Source organism: Lentzea sp. NBRC 102530 (assembly GCF_030269365.1).
Classification (GTDB): Bacteria; Actinomycetota; Actinomycetes; order Mycobacteriales; family Pseudonocardiaceae; genus Lentzea.
This window is the reverse complement of record NZ_BSTF01000006.1, coordinates 179,089-198,405: the sequence shown is the minus strand read 5'-3', so window position 1 is coordinate 198,405 and position 19,317 is coordinate 179,089. Positions and strand designations below refer to the sequence as shown.

General features: G+C 69.9%; 23 protein-coding genes and 3 pseudogenes. 14 read left to right on the top strand and 12 right to left on the bottom strand.

Annotated features, from left to right (window positions below; genetic code table 11):
- Positions 1-23: 23 nt before the first annotated feature.
- The 7 genes from QSK25_RS18025 (at position 24) to QSK25_RS17995 (ending at position 6,878) form a co-directional block, all read left to right on the top strand.
- On the top strand, positions 24-203 hold the full coding sequence (locus tag QSK25_RS18025) for a hypothetical protein (protein ID WP_089927626.1): 180 nt from the start codon (positions 24-26) through the stop codon (positions 201-203).
- A gap of 230 nt (positions 204-433) precedes the next feature.
- Positions 434-1,456, top strand: a complete 1,023-nt coding sequence (locus tag QSK25_RS18020) for a glycosyltransferase (protein ID WP_285639667.1) — start codon at positions 434-436, stop codon at positions 1,454-1,456.
- The gene (locus QSK25_RS18015; RefSeq protein ID WP_285639666.1) at positions 1,453-2,463 is read left to right on the top strand and encodes a hypothetical protein; all 1,011 of its coding nucleotides are present in this window, start codon (positions 1,453-1,455) and stop codon (positions 2,461-2,463) included. Before QSK25_RS18020 ends, QSK25_RS18015 begins: the two co-directional genes overlap by 4 nt.
- Entirely contained in the window at positions 2,460-3,923 is a 1,464-nt protein-coding gene (locus QSK25_RS18010; RefSeq protein WP_285639664.1) for a glycoside hydrolase family 130 protein, read from the top strand. The genes QSK25_RS18015 and QSK25_RS18010 overlap by 4 nt, the downstream gene beginning before the upstream one ends.
- A gap of 117 nt (positions 3,924-4,040) precedes the next feature.
- Positions 4,041-5,000: an acyl-CoA desaturase gene (locus tag QSK25_RS18005; RefSeq protein ID WP_285639663.1), complete on the top strand. Its 960-nt coding sequence runs from the start codon at positions 4,041-4,043 to the stop codon at positions 4,998-5,000.
- A gap of 121 nt (positions 5,001-5,121) precedes the next feature.
- A complete protein-coding gene (locus QSK25_RS18000; protein WP_285639662.1) occupies positions 5,122-6,048 on the top strand; it encodes a tetratricopeptide repeat protein in 927 nt (308 codons plus the stop codon).
- A gap of 104 nt (positions 6,049-6,152) precedes the next feature.
- Positions 6,153-6,878: a GAF and ANTAR domain-containing protein gene (locus tag QSK25_RS17995; protein WP_285639661.1), complete on the top strand. Its 726-nt coding sequence runs from the start codon at positions 6,153-6,155 to the stop codon at positions 6,876-6,878.
- A 12-nt stretch (positions 6,879-6,890) separates the two neighbouring features.
- Here QSK25_RS17995 and QSK25_RS17990 read toward each other — a convergent pair whose 3' ends face one another.
- The 3 genes from QSK25_RS17990 to QSK25_RS17980 form a co-directional block, all read right to left on the bottom strand.
- Positions 6,891-7,667 (bottom strand): transglutaminase-like domain-containing protein, encoded by a 777-nt coding sequence (locus tag QSK25_RS17990; protein WP_285639659.1) that lies wholly within the window; start codon positions 7,665-7,667, stop codon positions 6,891-6,893.
- An 83-nt stretch (positions 7,668-7,750) separates the two neighbouring features.
- Complete coding sequence (locus QSK25_RS17985) at positions 7,751-7,912, bottom strand: DUF6307 family protein (RefSeq protein WP_285639657.1); 162 nt, start codon at positions 7,910-7,912, stop codon at positions 7,751-7,753.
- Entirely contained in the window at positions 7,909-8,460 is a 552-nt protein-coding gene (locus QSK25_RS17980; protein WP_285639655.1) for a DUF5994 family protein, read from the bottom strand. Before QSK25_RS17980 ends, QSK25_RS17985 begins: the two co-directional genes overlap by 4 nt.
- 443 nt (positions 8,461-8,903) lie before the next feature.
- On the opposite strand from QSK25_RS17980, the gene QSK25_RS17975 reads away from it, so the two are divergent.
- A complete protein-coding gene (locus QSK25_RS17975) occupies positions 8,904-9,620 on the top strand; it encodes a GAF and ANTAR domain-containing protein (RefSeq protein ID WP_285639654.1) in 717 nt (238 codons plus the stop codon).
- On the opposite strand, the gene QSK25_RS17970 is transcribed toward QSK25_RS17975, so the two are convergent.
- Positions 9,595-10,029, bottom strand: coding sequence for an STAS domain-containing protein (locus QSK25_RS17970; protein ID WP_285639652.1), 435 nt, complete (start codon positions 10,027-10,029; stop codon positions 9,595-9,597). The genes QSK25_RS17975 and QSK25_RS17970 overlap by 26 nt on opposite strands.
- A gap of 193 nt (positions 10,030-10,222) precedes the next feature.
- Here QSK25_RS17970 and QSK25_RS17965 point away from each other — a divergent pair, with 193 nt between their 5' ends.
- A complete protein-coding gene (locus tag QSK25_RS17965) occupies positions 10,223-10,912 on the top strand; it encodes a hypothetical protein (RefSeq protein ID WP_285639650.1) in 690 nt (229 codons plus the stop codon).
- Between the two features lie 59 nt (positions 10,913-10,971).
- On the opposite strand, the gene QSK25_RS17960 is transcribed toward QSK25_RS17965, so the two are convergent.
- A complete protein-coding gene (locus tag QSK25_RS17960; protein ID WP_285639649.1) occupies positions 10,972-11,148 on the bottom strand; it encodes a CsbD family protein in 177 nt (58 codons plus the stop codon).
- A gap of 162 nt (positions 11,149-11,310) precedes the next feature.
- On the opposite strand from QSK25_RS17960, the gene QSK25_RS17955 reads away from it, so the two are divergent.
- Positions 11,311-12,213: an AI-2E family transporter gene (locus tag QSK25_RS17955; protein WP_285639647.1), complete on the top strand. Its 903-nt coding sequence runs from the start codon at positions 11,311-11,313 to the stop codon at positions 12,211-12,213.
- A 79-nt stretch (positions 12,214-12,292) separates the two neighbouring features.
- Here QSK25_RS17955 and QSK25_RS45410 read toward each other — a convergent pair.
- Positions 12,293-12,361 (bottom strand): annotated as a pseudogene (locus tag QSK25_RS45410) (RGCVC family protein); the annotation flags it as partial.
- A gap of 728 nt (positions 12,362-13,089) precedes the next feature.
- Between QSK25_RS45410 and QSK25_RS17945 the strand changes: the two are divergent.
- Both QSK25_RS17945 and QSK25_RS17940 read left to right on the top strand, forming a co-directional pair.
- On the top strand, positions 13,090-13,554 hold the full coding sequence (locus QSK25_RS17945) for a hypothetical protein (RefSeq protein ID WP_285639646.1): 465 nt from the start codon (positions 13,090-13,092) through the stop codon (positions 13,552-13,554).
- Positions 13,551-14,600, top strand: coding sequence for a tyrosine-type recombinase/integrase (locus QSK25_RS17940; protein WP_352236015.1), 1,050 nt, complete (start codon positions 13,551-13,553; stop codon positions 14,598-14,600). The genes QSK25_RS17945 and QSK25_RS17940 overlap by 4 nt, the downstream gene beginning before the upstream one ends.
- Positions 14,601-14,615: 15 nt before the next feature.
- On the opposite strand, the gene QSK25_RS17935 is transcribed toward QSK25_RS17940, so the two are convergent.
- On the bottom strand, positions 14,616-14,876 hold the full coding sequence (locus tag QSK25_RS17935; RefSeq protein ID WP_285639645.1) for a hypothetical protein: 261 nt from the start codon (positions 14,874-14,876) through the stop codon (positions 14,616-14,618).
- Positions 14,873-15,073, bottom strand: coding sequence for a methyltransferase domain-containing protein (locus tag QSK25_RS17930; protein ID WP_285639644.1), 201 nt, complete (start codon positions 15,071-15,073; stop codon positions 14,873-14,875). Before QSK25_RS17930 ends, QSK25_RS17935 begins: the two co-directional genes overlap by 4 nt.
- A 316-nt stretch (positions 15,074-15,389) precedes the next feature.
- Here QSK25_RS17930 and QSK25_RS17925 point away from each other — a divergent pair, with 316 nt between their 5' ends.
- Entirely contained in the window at positions 15,390-15,740 is a 351-nt protein-coding gene (locus tag QSK25_RS17925; protein WP_285639643.1) for an ArsR/SmtB family transcription factor, read from the top strand.
- Positions 15,741-15,885: 145 nt separating this feature from the next.
- Here the strand turns inward: QSK25_RS17925 and QSK25_RS45405 are convergent.
- A pseudogene (locus tag QSK25_RS45405) lies at positions 15,886-16,230 on the bottom strand (three-helix bundle dimerization domain-containing protein); the annotation flags it as partial.
- Positions 16,231-16,471: 241 nt separating this feature from the next.
- Positions 16,472-16,798 (bottom strand): annotated as a pseudogene (locus QSK25_RS45400) (arsenate-mycothiol transferase ArsC); the annotation flags it as partial.
- A 200-nt stretch (positions 16,799-16,998) separates the two neighbouring features.
- Between QSK25_RS45400 and QSK25_RS17910 the strand changes: the two are divergent.
- On the top strand, positions 16,999-17,241 hold the full coding sequence (locus tag QSK25_RS17910; RefSeq protein WP_285639639.1) for a hypothetical protein: 243 nt from the start codon (positions 16,999-17,001) through the stop codon (positions 17,239-17,241).
- Here QSK25_RS17910 and QSK25_RS17905 read toward each other — a convergent pair.
- Together QSK25_RS17905 and arsB are read right to left on the bottom strand one after the other, a co-directional pair.
- Positions 17,213-18,196 carry an ArsO family NAD(P)H-dependent flavin-containing monooxygenase gene (locus tag QSK25_RS17905; RefSeq protein WP_285639637.1) on the bottom strand — a complete coding sequence of 328 codons (984 nt, stop codon included), beginning with the start codon at positions 18,194-18,196 and terminating at the stop codon, positions 17,213-17,215. The genes QSK25_RS17910 and QSK25_RS17905 overlap by 29 nt on opposite strands.
- Entirely contained in the window at positions 18,183-19,256 is a 1,074-nt protein-coding gene (gene arsB / locus QSK25_RS17900; RefSeq protein ID WP_285639636.1) for an ACR3 family arsenite efflux transporter, read from the bottom strand. The genes QSK25_RS17905 and arsB overlap by 14 nt, the downstream gene beginning before the upstream one ends.
- Between the last annotated feature and the right edge of the window lie 61 nt (positions 19,257-19,317).

The window sequence follows — 19,317 nt, the reverse complement described above, 5'->3', positions numbered from 1 at the left end:
CGGACGGAGGCGGGAGCACCGGGATGATCTCGGGCCCGATCAGCACCAGCCTCGACCTCACCACACCACGCGGCCTTCGGATGACGAGGAAGCCGGACGCGGTGTCCGACGGCCAGTTCCCCGGCGGCTGGCGGCCGCTCGCCACCGACCCCGCCACCACCGTTCCCGCGCTGAACCCGCCGGACTGGCGGACGCGGGCATGACCCCGCGCACCTGACCGCCGCACCGCGACAGTCCTCAGTGGACTCCCTCTTCGCACCGGACTCGTGCCGGTGCGCCCGTCTGCCTGCCTCCGACTCGAAAGGCCCGCCGCCTCATGGTTCGCACCTATGGTTTTCTGAGCACCTACCCACCGACACAATGCGGGCTCGCGACGTTCACCGCCTCGCTCCAGCGCCACCTGGCCGCCGCCACCCCGGGCAGCAGAAGCCGCGTGGTCCGCGTGCTGACCGACGCCGAACCGCACGCCGCCGCCCCGTCGGCGGCCCACCCCATGCGTCCCGGAGCGGTGGACGCCGCCGCGGAGGTGCTCAACCGGTGTGACGTCGCGGTGGTCCAGCACGAGTACGGGATCTACGCCGGCAGTGACGGCGACGAGGCGCTGGGCGTGCTCGCCCGGTTGCGGGTCCCGGTGGTCGTCGTGCTGCACACGGTGCTCACCACGCCCACACCGGGACAACGCCGGGTGCTCGAAGCGGTCGTCGACCACGCCGACGCCGTGGTCACCATGTCGGAAGCGGCCAGGAGCCGTCTCCTGGCGGGCTACGCGGTCGACCGGCCCGGTGAGGTCGTGGTGATCCCGCACGGCGCCGTGCCCGCCGACAGGTCCGCCGCCTCGGCACCGGGCCGCGGCCCGCTGGTCCTCACCTGGGGCCTGCTCGGCCGCGGCAAGGGCGTCGAATGGGGCATCGCGGCGCTCGCCGCGCTGCGCGACCTGAAACCGCGCTACCTGGTAGCGGGCCAGACGCATCCCAAGGTGCTGGCACACGAGGGTGAGGCGTACCGGACGCACCTGCGCGAACAGGCTGCCGCCTCCGGGGTGACCGATCTGGTCGAGTTCGACCCGGCCTACCTCGGCACCGAGGCGCTGGCGGACCTGGTCGGCAGGGCCGACGTCGTGCTGCTGCCCTACGACTCGTCCGAGCAGGTCACCTCCGGGGTGCTCGTCGAGGCCCTCGCGGCGCGGAAACCGGTGGTCGCGACGGTCTTCCCGCACGCGGTCGAACTGCTCGCGGACGGAGCCGGACTGCTGGTGCCGCACCGGGATCCCGCCGCCATCGCCGCGGCGCTGCGGCGCGTGCTGACCGAACCGGGACTGGCCGCGGGGATGCGCGACCGGTCAGCGGACCTGGGCGCCGTGCTGAGCTGGCCCGCCGTGGCGGACCGCTACCGCGGCGTCTGCGACAACCTGGTGACGGACAGGCTGTTCGCCGACCGCATCGCCGTGACGCGATGAGCGACCTCGAGTTCGCCCACCTGGTCAGGCTGAGCGACGACACCGGTCTGCACGAGCACGCGGACGGGCCGCTGCCGCGCCGGGAGCACGGCTACTGCCTCGACGACGTCGCGCGAGGCCTGGTGGTGCTGCACCGCGAACCCGATCTGCCCGCCGACCTGGCCGCACTGGCCGAGCACTACCTCGCCTTCACCGCCTACGCGCAGGCCGAGGACGGGCGCTTCCACAACAGGCTCAGCCCCGACCGCCGCTGGCTCGACGAACCGGGTCTGGGCGACTGGTGGGGACGCGCGCTGTGGGGGCTCGGCACCACCGCCGCCCGCAGCACGGTGCCCGCCATCCAGCAGGCGGCGCTGGCGTGCTTCGACCGCGGCGCACACCACCGGCCGCCGTCGGTGCGCACGATGGCGTTCGCCGCGCTCGGCGCCGCCGAGGTGCTGGACGCCGATCCCCTGCACGCCTCCGCCACCGCCCTTCTCGGCGACATCACCTCCTACATCGGCGCGCCCCGCCCCGACGAGAACTGGCCGTGGCCGGAGAACCGGCTGTTCTACGCCAACGCGGCGCTGCCCGAGGCGTTGATCGCCGCGGGCGACCTCCTCGGCAGCGACGAGGTCCGCGACGACGGGCTGCGGCTGCTGGACTGGCTGCTGACCGTGGAGTCCAGGGACTTCCACCTCTCACCGGTCCCGACCGGCGGGTGGTTCCTCGGCGAGCCGCGTCCTGCCTTCGACCAGCAGCCCATCGAGGCCGCCGCGATGGCCGACGCGTGCGCCCGCGCCTACCGGGTCACCTCCGACCCCGCGTGGCTCGCCGGTGTCCACCGCGCGATCGCCTGGTTCAGCGGGGACAACGACCTCGGCTCGCTGATGCGGGACGAGCACACCGGCGGTGGATACGACGGCCTGACGCCGGCCGGTCCGAACACCAATCAGGGCGCCGAGTCGACCCTGGCGCTGCTCTCCACCCGCCAACACCTGCGCACGCTCCTGAGGAGCACCGGATGAACCCCCGCGTCACGCGCAGCCCGCTGCGGCTGCGCCCCGACCCGCGCCGGGTCATCACCAAGCTGTTCGTGCCGGGCGAGGAGGTGCCCGAGCACGAGTCGCGGTCGGCGGCCGTCATCCGGCGGGTGATGGCGCTGGACGAGTCGACCACGTGCGCGGCGCTCGACCGCACGGTCCGCTTGTTCGCCGGACGGCACCGGGACGTCCGCGGGACCTTCGCGGACAACTTCGCGAGCGTCAGCCACCGGCTGTCCGCGGACGCCGAGCTCTCCGAGTCCCGCCGTCTCCTGATCGGCGCCTACTTCACCCACGAGTACGCCGTCGAGGGTGCCGCGCTGTGCAACCCGTCCATGGTCGCCCACCCCGACCAGAGCGGGATGGCACGGGGACAGCTGCGGTTCGTGCTGAGCGTGCGCGGCATCGGCGAGGGGCACCTGTCCTCGATCGGCTTCCGCACCGGGGTGGCGGGCCCGGGCGGTGTGCTCACCGTGGACCCGCAGCCGGCCGTCATCAGCACCGGGCCGCGCAGGGACTCGATCCACGACAAGGGCCTCTTCCTCGGCAAGCTCGCCGAGCGGGGCCACGACGACGAGGTGTCGGCCGTGCTCAGCCGGTGGCTGCCCGCGCGGTTCACCGGAGCGGAGCTCGACGAGCTGCTGGCCGGTCTGCACCCCAAGCTGGTCACCAGGCAGGCGGCTCACCGGACGGTCGAGCTGGTCAGGTGGATCGCCGCGTGCAACTACACCACCGACTTCCCGGAGGACTCCGCGGTCAGCGGCCGGGTGCTCTGGCCGACCGGCCCGTCGGAACGCCACGGCATGGAAGACGCGCGGTTCGTGCGCTTCTCCGACGACGACGGCTCGCAGACCTACTACGCGACCTACACGGCCTACGACGGAGTCGACGTGGCGCCGCAACTGTTGCAGACAGACGACTTCCGCACGTTCCGGATCACACAGCTGACCGGTCCCGCCGCGCGCAACAAGGGAATGGCGCTGTTCCCCCGCCGCATCGGCGGCAGGTTCGCCGCCTTGTCCCGCGGTGACGGCGAGAGCACGGCTGTGACGACGTCCGACGACCTCAAGTCGTGGAACGAACCCCGGCCCGTGGCGGCGCCGGGCAGGGACTGGGACCTCGTCCAGGTCGGCAACTGCGGCTCGCCGGTCGAGACACCCGAGGGCTGGCTCGTCCTCACCCACGGGGTCGGTCCGATGCGGCTCTACTCGATGGGAGCGATGCTGCTCGACCTCGACGACCCGGCGAAGGTGCTCGCCACGCTGCCGGAGCCGCTGCTGACGCCGAACGCCGCTGAGCGCGACGGTTACGTGCCCAACGTCGTCTACTCGTGCGGCGGTCTGCTGCACGGCGACACCCTCGTGATCCCGTACGGCGCGAGCGACGCGACCATCGGCCTCGCCACCACCTCGGTGGGCGACGTGCTCGCCGCGATGGCGCCGTGAGATCGTTTCGCGCCTGTTTGAAGGTGGTGGGGCAACGGGTAAGCCTTTCTGACTGACATCACCGTTCGCCCGAGACCCCGGCGGCACCGACAAGATCGCCGTCCGGAGGTTCGCGACGTGACCACGACAGTGCCCCGCACGCAGTCCACACCCCAGCCACTGCTCGCGGGGGAGAACTCCCCGTTCGAGAGATTCCTGGTCAAGCTCTTCGCGGTCGTTCCCGCGCTGGCGCTCGCCGTCGCGGTGCCGTTCGCGTGGGGCTGGGGTCTGGGCTGGACCGATGTGGGTCTCGCCGTGTTCTTCTACACCCTCACCTGCCTCGGCGTGACAGTCGGTTTCCACCGCTACTTCACCCACGGCGCGTTCAAGGCCACCCGGGCGCTGCGGATCGGGCTCGCGATGATCGGCAGCATGGCCATGCAGGGACCGGTCATCGGCTGGGTCGCCGACCACCGCCGCCACCACGCCTTCGCCGACCGCGAGGGCGACCCGCACTCCCCCTGGCTGTTCGGCACGTCGGCCACGGCGCTGGCCAAGGGCTTCTGGCACGCGCACATGGGCTGGATGTTCCGCCGCGACCTGACCAACGCCGCCCGCTTCGCACCGGACCTGGAGGCCGATCCCGACCTCCAGCGGGTCAACCGCCTGTTCCCCGCGCTGACGGCCGTCACCCTCCTCGCGCCCGCCGTGGCCGGAGGGCTGATCAGCTGGAGCTGGTGGGGTGCGCTCACGGCGTTCTTCTGGGCGAGCCTCGTGCGGGTGGCCGTGCTGCACCACGTGACGTGGTCGGTCAACTCGATCTGTCACATGATCGGCGACCGGCCGTTCGAGGCGCGCGACAAGTCCGCGAACTTCTGGCCCCTGGCGATCCTGTCCATGGGCGAGTCCTGGCACAACTCCCACCACGCCGATCCCACGTGCGCACGGCACGGAGTCCGTCGTGGTCAGATCGACATCTCCGCGCGCCTGATCCGCGTGTTCGAGCTGCTCGGCTGGGCGACCGCCGTGCGCTGGCCGAAGCCGGAGCGCCTGGCACGCAAGCTGAAGTCGGCCAGCGACGCCCGAACGGCGGCGTGAGCCGGTCCGGTACCGCACTAAGGTCACCTGTGCGCCTGGCCCGGTCAGGTGAGAACTCCACGACCGCCCCGGCCCCCGGCGGTGCATCGTCCACCCCACCCGGTCTGGAGTGTTGCCCGCGATGATGGGTCTGTCCGACGTCACCCGGCTGGAACAGCACACCCGCGCGCTGCGCGAGGTGGACTACCGCCACGGGGGTGAGTCTTGCCTGGACCGGGTGCGAACGCAGATCCGCGAGAACCTCCCGCTGCTAGTCGCCCCCGCGCCGGACGACGTCCGGCGGCGGTTGCACGTCGCTCTCGCCGACCTGCGCAACCTCGCCGGCTGGGTGTCGTTCGACGCCGGTCAGGTCACGGCGGCGCACAACCACTTCGCGCACGCGTTGGCACTCGCCGGAGTGGCCCGGGACGACGGCCTGCTCGCGAACGTGTGCTACCGGCTCGGCCGGGTGTACCTGCACCACGGGAACCTCGACGAGGCGTTGCGGTACTTCGACCTCGGCCGCCTCGCGGCGGCGCGCTCCGGCGACCGGCTCGCGGCCAGCATCCTGACCGTCAACGCGGCGTGGGCGTGCGCGCAGAAGGGCGCCGAGCACCACGCGCTGACATTGCTCGAACGCGGCCGAGAGCAGTTCGGCGCCGCGGACCGCACCGAGGTGGCCGGCTGGGCGATGTTCTTCACCGAGCCAGACCTCTCGGCCATGGCGGGCGCGGTGCACTCGGCCCTGGTGGACACCGCGGGGCTGCACCACGCGCGCACCGCCGTGCCGCTGCTCGTCACGGCGGTCGACGGCTACGGCGAGGACATGCTCCGAAGCCGGGTCCTCAGCCTGATCCTGCTGTCCACCGGCCAGCTCGTCGAAGGAGACGTCGACGTCGGCGTCGCCACCGGCCTGCGAGCACTCGAGGCGGCGGCTACCGTCGGTTCGGCCCGGATGCGCGACCGCTTCCGCCCTCTCGCCGCGCACGCGCGCAGGCACCCGTCCCACACCGAAGCACTCGACCTCGCCGATCTCGTCGACGCGAGAACCACAACAGCGGCACCATGAACCACGAGCGCGCGGTCGCGCTGCCGGCATCCGGGTTCCCGCCGTGCCGGTCCGATCTCCGAAGAACCCGATCGCCCCCGCAAAGACGAACCGAGGTGGCTCACATGCTCGTGGAGAACCTGGCCGAGACGTTCGTCGAGCTCGCCGACACCCTGGTCGCGGACTTCGACCCGGTCGAGTTCATGCACCTGCTGGCTGACCGCTGCGTCACGGCCCTGGGCGTGGACGCGGCCGGCATCCTGCTCGTCGACGACCAAGGCGAACTGCAGGTGGTCGGTGCCTCCAGCGAACGTGCGCGCGTGCTGGAACTGTTCGAGCTGCAGCACAGGCAGGGCCCGTGCATGGAGTGCTACCTGAGCAGCGAACCGCTCACAGTCGCCGGGTTCAGCGAGCCGCGCCAGCGGTGGCCAGCGTTCTCCGCGGCGGCGGTGACGGCGGGGTTCGGCGCGGTGCACGCCGTACCGATGCGGCTGCGCGAGCAGACGGTGGGCGCGTTGAACCTCTTCACCGTCGCGGACAGCGCGTTCGGCGACGCGCGGGCCAGGGTGGCGAGGGCGATGGCGGACGTGGCCACCATCGGCCTGCTCCAGTCACAGGTCATCAGTGGCCGGGAGCTGCTCGCGGAGCAGCTGCGGCACGCCCTGCGGAGCAGGGTCCTCATCGAGCAGGCCAAAGGTGTGCTCGCCGAGCGCCTGCAGGTCGACATGGGCGAGGCGTTCGACCTCCTGCGCCACCACGCGAGGAGCAACCGCCTGCACCTGAGCCTGGTGGCACAGGACGTCGTCGACGGCACGATCGACACGACCGTGCTGACGGCCGGCAGGTCGTGACAGCCGGCGGCCTCATCGCCAGGCGGGAGCCTTGTCCTCCTCGGCGTGGACGACCATCGACTCCAGTACAGGGCCTCCGAAGGTGGTGACCATGGGGACGTCCGCGGCATCCCTGCCTCTGCCGATCACGACCCTGCCCTTGCGGGGCACGCCGTTGCGCGGGTCGAAGGTCCACCAGCGGTCTCCCAGCCAGACCTCCATCCACGCCGCGAAGTCCATCGGCGCGCCGTCCGGCGGCACGTCCAGGTCGGGCAGGTAGCCGAACACGTAGCGGGCGGGAATGTTGAGAGCACGGCAGAACGAGATCGCCAGGTGCGTGAAGTCGCGGCACACCCCGATCCCCGTGGCGTTGACGTCGGCCGCGGTGGACAACACCGTGGAGGTGCCGTACCCGAACTCCAGCGACTCGTGCACGTGCCGGCAGATCGCCCGGACCCTGCCGTAGCCCGGCGGATGCGCGCCGAACCTCGACCAGGCCTCGTCGCCGAGCACGTCGGACACGCAGTAGCGGCTGGGCAACGTGTACAGCAGCACTTCGCCGGGGAGGTCGTCGGGCCACCTCTCCGGAGCGTTCTCGTCGACGTCCTCGACGTGATCGGGCACGTCCGCCCAGGCCGAATAGCGCACTGTGGACAGTCCGGGCGGCAGCACCAGACGCGCGAGCCAGTTGCCGTACACGTCGAAGTGGTCGCGCACGGGAACCTCGGGCTCGGCGAACAGGTTCTCGCCGCTCACCCGCACGTGGTTCTGCCGGTCCGGTCTCACCATGAAGACCGCCGGTGTGGGCACCTCGGCACGGTAGGTGAACGCACAGCCGACGCGGAGCAGGCGAGTGCCCCGCGTCGATCGCGCCTCGCCGCTGTGGCGGGAGGTCAACGCACCCGCTCGGGGATGTGGTCGAGCGCGCGCAACACATGCACGGCCAGGTCCCGCGCGGCCTTGCCGCCGAGCTCGGTGCGGCCGGTCAGCACGTCCTCCACCACCTTGAGCCGGCGCTCGTAGGAGGAGGTGAAGGTGGAAGTCGGTTCGGTCATCGTGCTTCTCCCGTCTTCTGCTGGGGTATCCGGCCGCCCTCGCCCTCCCAGTTGTCCACAGTGGACCCCTCGGCCTCCTCGGACCTCCGGACGCCGGTGCGGAGCAGGGCCTCGACGGTGTCGGCGTTGTCGCGCTGGACGGCGGACATCATCGTGTGGTGGGCGGCGGACGGCTCGGTGTCCGGTGGGACGACGAGCAGCGCGATGCGGCGCCGGTCAACCGCGACGAGGTCGAGGGTGTGCGCCGGCCGGGACCAGAACCCGCTGAGGCGGACGCGGACGCCGTCCACCGCGATCTGACGCGGGGCCATGTCCCAGTCCGTCAGGGTGTAGCTCACCCGCGGGATGTCGCCCAGCCGAACTGCCAGCACAGCGAGCAGTGCGGGCAGTTCGGCGGCGAGGTCCCGGGAACGCGGCCACCACGCACCGTCGACATACGCCGTGGTGAGCGCCTTCGGCCGCAACCGCAGTCGCAGTTGGTGGTGCCGAGGCTGCTCGGTGGCCGTGACGGCCGGTGGGGCGATGGACTGGTGCGGAGCCGACGTCATGCCGGAACTCCCGTCTCCGGCCGGAAGAAAATGGCCGGTTGAGGTTTCGCCGAGCACGACCTGAACTTGACCGCACAGGTGCGAAATGTTCTCGACAAGAATGACCCTACACGCTTTTCCTGCACCACACCGATTGTGAGCCCACTATTTCCGGGTTCCGTTCTCTCCCGTCAGAACTCGACCGTTCGGCCGCACGGCTCCGGCTCGGCTGCCGGCGCGGCCCAGTGCGGATCCACGAGAAGTCGCCGAAGAGTGTCCGGCCCGCGCTTTCGGCGCTAAGCTGGGAAAACCGCCAGGACCCAGCGGCAGCTCCGCTCTCGTGAGAAGACGTCGGTGAGCGCCGCGGGCGAACGTGGTGAGACCTCGGTGCCGGATCAGTCAGCGGGAGTGGCGACCACGACGACTGAGAGGTGACCGAGGTGTCGGACCACCAGGTGGCACAAATGTTCATCGAACTCACCGATGCGCTCGTGGAGCGTTTCGACAGCATCGAGTTCCTGCACCTCCTGGCCGAGCGCAGCGTCCGGCTGCTGCCGGTGGACGCGGCGGGAATCCTGCTGGCCGACGAGCACGGAGCGCTCGAACTGGTGGCCGCGTCCAGCAGGCTGGCTCGTCCGCTCGAGCACTTCCTCCTGCAGAGCGCGGACGGACCGTCCGAGGAGTCGTTCCACTCAGGACAGACGGTGCGGTGCCCCGACCTGAGAGCGCTGCCACCGCGCTGGCCCCGGTTCGCCTCCGCGGCGGTGAAGCTCGGGTTCCTCGCGGTCGACACCGTGCCCATGCGCCTGCGCGGCGAGGTGGTCGGTTCGCTCAACCTGTTCCGGACGTCGGCGGGCGCGTTGCCCGCCGAGGCGGAAACCCTCGCGCGGTCCTTCGCGAACGTGGCGACGATCAGCCTGTTCCAGGTGCGTCCGGGCGCGGCCACCCGGGCGGTAGCCGAGCACCTGGAGACGGCGCTGTCCGACCTCGTCGTGATCGAGCAGGCCAAAGGCCTGCTGACCGAGCGGCTCGAGATCGGTGTCGCGGACGCCTTGTCCCTCATGCGCAACTACGCGCGCAACACCGGTCAGCTGCTGTCGGACGTCGCCAGGCAGGTCACCGAGCGCTCACCGGCGGTCTCCGGGCTGACGAGGATCAGCAAACCGCATCCTCGCTGGTGAGACGGGCGCGCCCGCACGCCAGCGCCTCGTCCACGTCGAGGTGGAGGTCCAGCACACCCGTCAACCCGGTGATGATCAGCGGCAGCCGCACCGGCCGAGTGCGCGCGACGACGCACAGCACCGTGCCCCTCAGCTGCGCCCTCTCCCTGACGACGACCAGGACGGTGAGTCCGGCCGCGCAGAGGAGATCCACCTCGCCGAGGTCGAGGACCAGGTGATGGGCGGACCGCAGCTGTTCGTCGATCCGGTCGTGCAGCACTGAGCAGCTGCTCGTGTCCACCTCGCCGTGCACGGCGAGGACGACCGCTCCTGTGGGGGCGGTCCACTCGGCGATCGCGAGAAGGTCGGTGGGGCGAGTGCTTGCCTGAACGGCCCGCGAGCCTGCGGCGCTGGTGAGATCGGTGTGCACCTGGGAGCCTTCCTCGACGGCTGACGCTACGCCGGGGTCCAGGGCACGTGCCGGAAACGGTACACCCCTGCGCGGAACTTCCGAAAGCGCTGCGGGCCGCCCGACCTCCCGGACAAGACGATCCAGTCCACTGTGGATGATCGACGACACCGGCCGCGTGGCGGTGGAGTAGCGTCGGGCCATCAACGACTCGGTGAACGAAGAGGAACCTGCCCAGAGCTCCACCCGGATCACGGGGAGGATTCGCGCGGGCGCCGCCGTGGTGATGGTGCTGCTCGCGCTCCTCGCCGTGGCGCTGGCGGTGGTGCTCGGTGCCGACCACGCGGGCGTCGTGCTGCTGGGGGCGCTCGGCTGGTTCGTCGCCCTGGCGGCCCGGCTGCCGGTGCTGGGTTCCGCCGGGAGGCTGCACGCCCTCCGACGGCGCGAGACCATCATCGCGCTGGTGTCCGGCGCCACCGACGAGGTGGTCCGGCTCGCTGTGGTCCTGGTCGCCGTCAGCGGTGTGGAGTCGGCGCTCTGGGCAGGGTTCGGCTGGGCGCTGGCCCAGCTCGTCTTCACCGCCGCCACCGAGCTGCCGAAGTTCAGCTGGCCCGTCGGCCGGCAGGCGGCTGAACAGCTCAAAGCACAGGGTGGGTTCGTCAGCACGCATCCGCTCCACAGCGCGGTGCGCGGCGTCACGGCGATCTCGTTCCACCTCGGGGCGACCCTGCTGCTGAGCGCCGGGCTGTGGTGGGTGGCGGTGACCGCGTCCGCGCACGTCCTGGTGAACATCGGATTCGCCCGCTGGGCCGGGAAGCGGCTCGTGGCGGTCGAAGTGTTCGCCGTCGTCGTGGGCGCGGTGGTGCTGGTGGCAGGACTGACCGGTGCCGATGTGCTCGGCTGACGGCCCTGGAGAGAGCGTGCGCCGGGGGATGCACGCTCCCGTGGAGCGACAGGAACCGGTCAGCTCTTCTTGAAGATGTCCTTGACCTTCTCGGCCGACTCCTTCAGGTTGCCCTTCGCCTGGTCCGCCTTGCCCTCGTTCTCCAGGCCCTGGTCGTCGGTCGCGTCTCCCACGCCTTCCTCGACCTTGCCCTTGACCTGGTCGGCCTTGGCGTCGAACTTGTCGTCGGTGCCCATGTCGTCCTCTCCCCCCACCTGAATCTCAAGTGGGACGTAGACCCCGGATGCCCCCGGCGGCGGACCCCAACCACCGACTTCGCCACCGCCCGTCCGGGTTTGTGGCTCAGATCGCAGGGGAATTCCGTACCGAGGCGTGCGGGCACACCGACGTCCTCACCGATGACCCCAGACCCCGGCGTCGGCGACCGACACCGGAGGTACAGCCGTCGTCAGCATCGAGCGCGAGCACCCGTCGCCCACCCGAACCGCGATTCCCCCGGTGCTGCGCACCGGCGCGGCACTGGGCTGGCGCTTCCTGGTCGTGGTGGCTCGCTCTACGTCATCGGCGTCATCCTCGGCGGGCTGGCGTCGCTGGTCGTGCCGCTCGCGATCGCGTTGCTGCTGGCAGCGTTGCTCGCACCGGCGGTCGGTTTCCTCATGTCGAAACGGATTCCCCGCGGTCTCGCGACCCTGGCGGTGGTCGTGGCCGGACTTGTCGTGCTCGGCGGGCTGCTCACGTTCGTCGTGACGACGTTCGTCAACGGTGTACCGGACCTCGCGGCGCAGCTCGTCCGCAGCGTCGACGTCGTGTCCGGCTGGCTCGTCAGCGGTCCCCTGCACCTCAGCGAGAACCAGTTGAGCGAGTTCGCCGACCGGGCCGTGAAAACCCTGCAGGACGACCAGTCAGGTATCACCTCGGGCGCGCTCACCACGGCCCCGACGGTCGGGGAGACCCTCGTCGAGATGCTGCTCGTGCTGTTCGCACTCGCGTTCTTCCTCTACGACGGGCCGAGGATCTGGCAGTTCCTCATCCGCGTCGTCCCCGCCGTCCCCCGGCGCAGGGTCGACGTCGCGGGCAGGCGCGGTCTGGCCGCTCTGGTCAGCTACGTCCGCGCGACCGGGGCGGTCGCCGTGGTGGACGCGCTCGGCATCGGCATCGGGCTGGCCGTGCTCGGCGTGCCACTGGCGGTTCCGTTGGCAGCGCTGGTGTTCATCGGCGCGTTCGTCCCGATCTTCGCCGCGTGGTCCCGGACCTGGTCCATCTCCGGGCTCAGCCAGCGGGTCACCTCGGCGTGGCCGTAGACCTCCAGCGCCGCGGGTGCGTCCTCGATCCGCCACGGGCGCAGGGTGAGCCGCTCGGTGGTGAACACGCCGGTGGCCGTCATGAGCAGATACATCCCCGGGACAACGCGGTGGCCGCGGTAGCGGCGCAGTACCGCACACCGAGGGGGTCGTGTTCCTCTCACGGGTGGGGGCAGACGGCGCACGCGCGCCTGGATTCGGAGTCGGTGGTCAGTGGCTCGGACGTGGTCATGCGGGAACTCCGATGAACGGTGTTGCAAGAAGAGAACGACGCCGACGGAGACCACGTCCGCGAAGCGGATACGAGGCCGGCCCAGCGCTTCCACTTCCGGCCGGACGGCCGGATCTCGTGACGCGCCCGACGCGGCACCAGCTCGACCGCTGCTGCACGACATGCTCTCGGTAGTCGCCAGTCTGCGCGTGTCCGGCCACCAGCTCGGAAGCGGAAGACCCTGTGGGTGCCGAGAATTACGTCCACGCAGGTCAAGGAGCATGACGATACTTGTGGTGCGGCACCAGCGAGTGATCGTCATGCTCCGCGCTCGTAGTGCTGCTCGTACTCGCGTAGCGTTTGCCGCAGATGGGTCTGACTCCGAGATCAGCGGGCGATCCAACACGTCACCGCGAAATTTCCTGACCCAGTTGATAGAATTCGGCGGCGAAAGATTGAATCACATCGACTTGCCCTCTATACTAGGTTCGAGCTATCCAATAGCGCATGACCACACAAACTGCGCAAGCTTGCTACGCATGGGAACTCAAGTCCCCCCCCCTCGGACACCAGAATGTCGCAAATTTGCGACGTCTACGTGGCAGGTGCTCAAGTCCACTTGAGCACCTGTTTTGCGTTTCCGTGCCACGTGCAGGTGGCGTTCGATGACGATTTCCTACATCCGCCCGATCGTCCCGGACACGACGCCGGAAAAGGCGTCCGACGCATCCGCCCGCGCCATCGGCCAGCCACTCCCCCTGATCGCCGTCCCCGCGTCCCGGCCACCACGGCTGACGAACGTCCAGTACCGGATGGCCGCCGTCGACCACCGCGGCCGACTTGCCGACCGCCACATCACGGCCGCGCTGGACTGGAACGCGGGCACCCGGCTGAACATCCGCGAGCACGACGGCCTGCTAGTCGTCACCGCCGACCCGCACGGCGTCCTCCAACCCACCAAGCAGGGCTATCTCCGGCTGCCAGCAGACGCTCGCCGCGCGGCAGGCGTGAGCTGCGGCGACCGGGTACTCCTGACGGCACACCTCGACCGCCAGACCGTCACGGTGTTCCCACCCATCGCACTGGACGACCTGGTGCTGCCCGCGCTGCCATGTGGTGAGGACGCGTGACCGGCGCACCGACCCAGGCTGAGCTCGACGCCGCACGCCTGGTTCTCGACCGGATGGGTGTGACAGCTGAGGACCTGCTCAACTCCGTGAGGCCGCCGGCGCCCACCTTCAGCGAGTACATCCCGGTCGTGGCCGCAGCGGTCAGTGACGGCACCCGCCGTGCCTACATGCCGTACTGGAACCGCGTGCTAGACCAGTGGGCGGACGTCTCGCTCAGCGACCGGACCCCGACCGACATCCAGCGGCTGGTCCAGCACATCAAGGCCAACCTGACCGTCCGGCGCAACACCCGCAACGGCAACTCTGCCGCCGAGCACCTCATCGCCGCACTGCGCTGTCTCTACCGGCACGCCGTCAACGACGAGCTGATCGACGAGCGGTCCAACCCGGCCGCCAAGGTCGCCAAACCGCGACGCCAGCCCAGCAACCGGCGGGCACTATCGGGCAAGCAGATGGACCAACTCAACGACATCGTCGCGACGACCGGCAACGACCCGCAACTCGACTCATTGATCATCCGGTTCCACACCGAGACCGCCGCTCGACGAGGTGGCGCACTGGCCCTGCGTCCTAAGGACCTCGACGAGGAGCAGTGCCTGGTCTACCTACGGGAGAAGGGCGAGACCTCGCGCTGGCAACCGGTCTCCCCCACCCTGATGTGGCACCTGCTTCAACACGTCGAGCATCGCGGCTCGCCGATGAACGGGCGCCTGCTCCGCAACGCGAACGGAACCCAGATCACCTACCACCGCTACGACTACCTCTGGAGCCGCGTCGGCGAGAACCTCGCCTGGGCGGGCAAGCAGGGCGTGAGCACGCACTGGCTCCGGTACACCACGCTGACCTGGGTCGAACGGCATTTCGGCTACGCCGTAGCGCGCGTACGCCGGACACAACGACTCCAACACCGACGCGGGCAGCACCACGACCTACATCCGCGCCACCGTGGAAGAGGTCGCGAGAGCACTGGCGGCTCTAACCGGCGAGCATCATCCGCTCGCCGAGTAACTGATCCGGATCTCAAGGTTGCCTGCTCACCGTGGTGAGCAGGCAACCCGGGATCACGACCTATGACTGCCGAGGAAGGGCACGCCCGCGACCAGGGCGCCCGGCAGCGTGTAACTGTGCTCGGGACCGTCAAGAACGGCGAGCTGCTCGCACACTCGAAGCAGCATCGATTTCGATTCCTCCTCGTTCAAGCTCGCACTGGCGAGTGAACGAACGATCTCCTCGTAGAGCTTGACCGTCTCGCTCTGCTCCTCGATGAGAACGGAGCCTTCCTGTTCCAGGAAGACCAGCGGTTCGTAGGTGGGGAACGTCAACCGGGTGAACGCGCCAGACAGGCCAGCATGCGCTCCGAGAGGAACCCGACGTTGGTGGCGCCGGCCTTCTCGGCGTTGGCCAGGGCCGGCGAGAGCATCTCGCCGGTCATGTCGAGGCCGTAAGCCTTGCCCGTCGGACCGATGCGGCGCGCGGAGAGCAGGACGTCGATGCCGCCGCCGGAGCCGAGGTCGAGCACCCGCTCGCCTTCGCGGAGTTCGGCGACCGCGGCGGGGTTGCCGCAGCCGAGTGAGGCCGCGATCGCTTCGGCGGGAGCTCGTCGCGCTGGGCCGTCTGGTAGAGCGTGGCGCCGAAGGTCTCGTCGACCTCGACGGCCTGGCCGCTGCAACAGCCGCCACCGCCTTCCGTGACGGCGATCGCCGCCGCGGCGTAGCGGGCTCGCACGGTCTCGCGCAGTTCGGTCTGCTCGCTCATGAGCGACACCCCTCCAGGTTGTATAGACGTTTATCTATTTTCTGTTTGCGCCGGAGGCGAAGTCGCGTCAATATTGAAGTATGTCGAACCAAGGTCAGGGCTGCTGCGGGCCGCTGTCAGAGGAGCCGCTCGCGAAGGAGCAGGCCGAGGAGATGGCGTTGGTGTTCAAGGCGCTCGGTGACCCTGTGCGCCTGCGCTTGTTCTCGATGATCGCGTCGGGACCGTCGGGCGAGGTGTGCGTCTGCGATCTGACGCCGGCGTTCGACCTCTCGCAGCCGACGATCTCACATCACCTCAAGCTGTTGAGGCAGGCCGGTCTGGTCGACTCCGAACGGCGGGGGACGTGGGTCTACTACCGGGCGCGGCCGGAGACCGCTGATCGGATGGCGGCGCTGCTGGCGAGCGTGAGCGCGGACCGCGCATCGGCGTAGTGAGCAACCCGCGGACCTTGCGTTCGATCTCGTCGCGCACGGGGCGGTAGCGCTTGCCGGGGAACACAGGGCAGGCGTCGCCGCAGCCCATCGTGACGATCACGTCGGCGGCACGGACGATCTCGTCGGTCCAGGGCTTCGGGAACTCGCGGGAGATCTTGATGCCGCGTTCCATGATGGCCTCGACGGTGGCCGGGTTGCCGGGCCCGGACCAGGCCACCGCGCGGTCCTCGGCGAGGTCTTCGAAGAAGCCGAGGGCCATCTGGCTGCGACCGGCGTTGCGCACGCAGAGGAAGTGGACGATGGGCTTGTTGTCGGTCACGTGGCCGTCGGCCTCGGCGAGGGCGTGCAGGCGCTGGCGAGCGAACCGTTCGGCCAGCAGTGGCAGGAAGTTCGCGACGGTGCTGTTCGAGGCGAACTGGTCGTAGCTGGTGTGCAGGAACCGTTCGATGGTCTCGGTGCTGAAGTTGCCGTCGAACTGCTGCCGCAGACGGCTGGCTGCGGTCTTGAAGGCGAGTTGCCGGCCGATGCCGAGGGGCGTCGCTGTTCTCCAGACTGGTGAACGACGGGGCCAGCCGGTCGACCCGGTCGGTGAGGTCGAGGTAGGCGTCTCCGGTGCCGGCGCGGGCTGGGTCGCGCACTGACCAGTGCAGGCGTTGCAGGTCTCCGGGTTGTTCGTGGGCCTTGTCGCAGACGGCGACCACGAGGTCGCCCGGCCGCACGATGTCCTCGACGTGGGCGGTGCGAGCGGGGGACAGCGGGATGCCGTAGGCCTTGGCGGTCGCGACCGCTAGGGGGTGTACTCCGTCCGCGGGCTTGGTGCCGGCGGAGGCGGTGGGCACGGTGCTGCGCTTCTCCCACAGCGCGGCGGCGAGCTGGGAGCGCGCCGAGTTGTAGGTGCAGACGAACACCACACGCGGGGCGATGCGGCTCCCGGCCGGTCCGAGACCGGTCAGCGCATCGGCGCGCACGCGCAGGTGGTTGCAGCGCTCGTCGCCTTCGGACCGGATGCGCTCGAGCACGCCTGCCTGTTCGAGCAGCTTCAGGTGGTGGGCCATCAGGTTGCCGGCAGGCCGACCTCGCTGGGCGAGGCGTCGCCGAGGAGCTGTACGACTACCTCGTCGCTTCCGGCTGGCCGATCCCGGAAGAACTGACGCGCCCCGAGGGCACCAAACACCCTCTGCGGCCCTTTCTCGCCAACCTCGCGCAGCTCTGCATCGCCTACGGTGCGCGAGGTCTCTTCATCCCGCACCGGCTGATGTCGACGCACGTCCACCCCACCGCGAAGGGCGCCGAGGCCTACATCCGCGAAGTAGACGGCGGTCTCACGGATCACCCTGTGTTCGGCATCTTCGGTAGTTTCCTCGCGGCTGCCGCGGTCTGCGTGGTCCAGGTGGCTCTCACGATCAACGACCTGCTCAACAACGAGACGCTGTCAGCCTCGGTCAACAAAGCCCAGGAACTGCTCGGCGTCATGATCGAGCGTCCAAAGCTGAGCTGATCTTCGCCACGGTGGCCTTCGCTGTAAGCCCGACGCCGATCAGGGTCGCGGACGCGGCTCCGGTCCATCCGCCGTAGCCGACCAGGTGCAGACGCGGCTCCCTGATCGCGGTCGTTCCGTCCACCGCGATACGGCCGTGTTCGTCGCGCAGCTGCAACGGTGCGAGGTGACCGAGTGTGGGCCGGAACCCGGTGGACCAGATCACGGCGTCGGCCTCGGCAAGCACATCCGGATCCATCGGTGTGGCCACGAGCAAGCCGCTGTCCCGAGCTTTCCGCACCGACGGCACCGCCACGATGTCGCCGAGTTCGCCGACCCCGCCCACGCGACGGCCGGCGACGTCGAACAGCGCCTTGCCGTCGATCCCATCAGGCATGTACCGCGGCGGACGCCGGGTCATCCACGTCAGGGACGCATACGGCAGAAGGTCGGCGGCGATCTGCGCGCCGGAGTTGCCGCCACCGACCACGACGACCTTCTGCCCGGCGAACTCCTGCGGGTCGCGGTAGTCGACGGTGTGCAGCTGGCGTCCCGGCAGGTCCATCAGTGGCCGGAAGGGCCGCCACCAGGTGCCGGTCGCGCTGATCACGTGCCGCGCGGACCAGTCCCCGGAATCGGTGCGCACCACCAGCTCGTCGCCATCACGACTCACCGAGGTCACCACGACCGGCCGGTGCACCGGCACGTCGTAGCGCTTCTCGTAGGCGGTCAGGTAGTCGACCACGTGCTGCGCGGTCGGGTAGCCGTCCGGGAAGGCCGGCATCGGCCAGCCGGGCAACGAGCTGTGGCGGGCGATCGAGAACAGCCGCAGGGAGTTCCAGCCGTGCGGCCACGCACCGCCGGGCATCGGCCGGGCGTCGAGCACCACATGGGACAGACCAGCGCGGCGCAGGTAAAAGGCGGCGGCCAGACCTGCCTGGCCGCCGCCGATCACCACGACCTCAGACTTCGGCACCGGCCGCCCATCGACGCCGCAACCACAGGCTCACGTAGACGAGCCCGACGAGCACCGGCACCTCGATCAGCGGCCCGACCACACCGGCCAGGGCCTGCCCCGAGGTCACGCCGAACACGCCGATCGCGACGGCGATGGCGAGCTCGAAGTTGTTGCCGGCCGCGGTGAACGCCAGGGTCGTGGTCCGCTCGTACGACAGCCCGGACGCCTTGCCCAGCGCGTACGACCCGGCCCACATGATCGCGAAGTAGACCAGCAGCGGCAGCGCGATCCGCACGACGTCCAGCGGGCGGCTCGTGATGGTCTTGCCCTGCAGTGCGAACAGGATGACGATCGTGAACAGCAGCCCGTACAACGCGATCGGGCCGACGCGCGGCAGGAACTTCGACTCGTACCACTCGCGGCCCTTCGAGCGCTCCCCCAGTTCGCGGCTGAGGTAGCCGGCGAGCAGCGGGATCCCGAGGAAGATCAGCACGGACGTGGCGATCTCCCACGCGGAGAAGTCGACCGAGGCGGTGTCGAGGCCGAGCCGGCGGGGCAGCAGATCGAGGTAGAACCAGCCGAGCACGCCGAACATGACGACCTGGAAGACGGAGTTCAGCGCCACGAGCACTGCGGCGGCCTCGCGGTCGCCGCACGCGAGGTCGTTCCAGATGATGACCATGGCGATGCAGCGGGCGAGGCCGACGATGATCAGGCCGGTGCGGTACTCGGGCAGGTCGGCGAGGAAGATCCAGGCCAGTGCGAACATCAGCGCCGGGCCGAGGATCCAGTTCAGGACCAGCGACAGGACCATCGTGCGCGTGTCGCGGGTGACGGTGTCCAGCTTGTCGTAGCGGACCTTGGCGAGCACCGGGTACATCATCAGCAGCAGGCCGAGGGCGATCGGGAGGGACACCTCGCCGATCTTCACCGCCTCGAGCACGCCCTGCAGGCCTGGCACGAACCGGCCGAGGCCGAGCCCGGCGACCATGGCGAGGCCGATCCACACCGGCAGCAGCCTGTCCAGGAAGGACAGTCGGTGCAGCACGTCTGGTGCCACGGTTTCGTTGGTGGTCAACGGGTTCTCCTGGGTGCAGGCAGGCGTGATCGCCCGACGAGGGGTCGGGTGCGGTTCGTTC

What these genes read in the sequence shown, in the direction of transcription:
- QSK25_RS18025 (WP_089927626.1), top strand. Translation starts at nt 24, where the DNA reads ATGATCTCGGGCCCGATCAGCACCAGCCTCGACCTCACCACACCACGC.
- QSK25_RS18015 (WP_285639666.1), top strand. Translation starts at nt 1,453, where the DNA reads ATGAGCGACCTCGAGTTCGCCCACCTGGTCAGGCTGAGCGACGACACC.
- QSK25_RS18010 (WP_285639664.1), top strand. Translation starts at nt 2,460, where the DNA reads ATGAACCCCCGCGTCACGCGCAGCCCGCTGCGGCTGCGCCCCGACCCG.
- QSK25_RS18000 (WP_285639662.1), top strand. Translation starts at nt 5,122, where the DNA reads ATGATGGGTCTGTCCGACGTCACCCGGCTGGAACAGCACACCCGCGCG.
- QSK25_RS17995 (WP_285639661.1), top strand. Translation starts at nt 6,153, where the DNA reads ATGCTCGTGGAGAACCTGGCCGAGACGTTCGTCGAGCTCGCCGACACC.
- QSK25_RS17985 (WP_285639657.1), bottom strand. Translation starts at nt 7,912, where the DNA reads ATGACCGAACCGACTTCCACCTTCACCTCCTCCTACGAGCGCCGGCTC.
- QSK25_RS17980 (WP_285639655.1), bottom strand. Translation starts at nt 8,460, where the DNA reads ATGACGTCGGCTCCGCACCAGTCCATCGCCCCACCGGCCGTCACGGCC.
- QSK25_RS17975 (WP_285639654.1), top strand. Translation starts at nt 8,904, where the DNA reads ATGTTCATCGAACTCACCGATGCGCTCGTGGAGCGTTTCGACAGCATC.
- QSK25_RS17960 (WP_285639649.1), bottom strand. Translation starts at nt 11,148, where the DNA reads ATGGGCACCGACGACAAGTTCGACGCCAAGGCCGACCAGGTCAAGGGC.
- QSK25_RS17955 (WP_285639647.1), top strand. Translation starts at nt 11,311, where the DNA reads ATGACCCCAGACCCCGGCGTCGGCGACCGACACCGGAGGTACAGCCGT.
- QSK25_RS17945 (WP_285639646.1), top strand. Translation starts at nt 13,090, where the DNA reads ATGACGATTTCCTACATCCGCCCGATCGTCCCGGACACGACGCCGGAA.
- QSK25_RS17925 (WP_285639643.1), top strand. Translation starts at nt 15,390, where the DNA reads ATGTCGAACCAAGGTCAGGGCTGCTGCGGGCCGCTGTCAGAGGAGCCG.
- QSK25_RS17910 (WP_285639639.1), top strand. Translation starts at nt 16,999, where the DNA reads ATGTCGACGCACGTCCACCCCACCGCGAAGGGCGCCGAGGCCTACATC.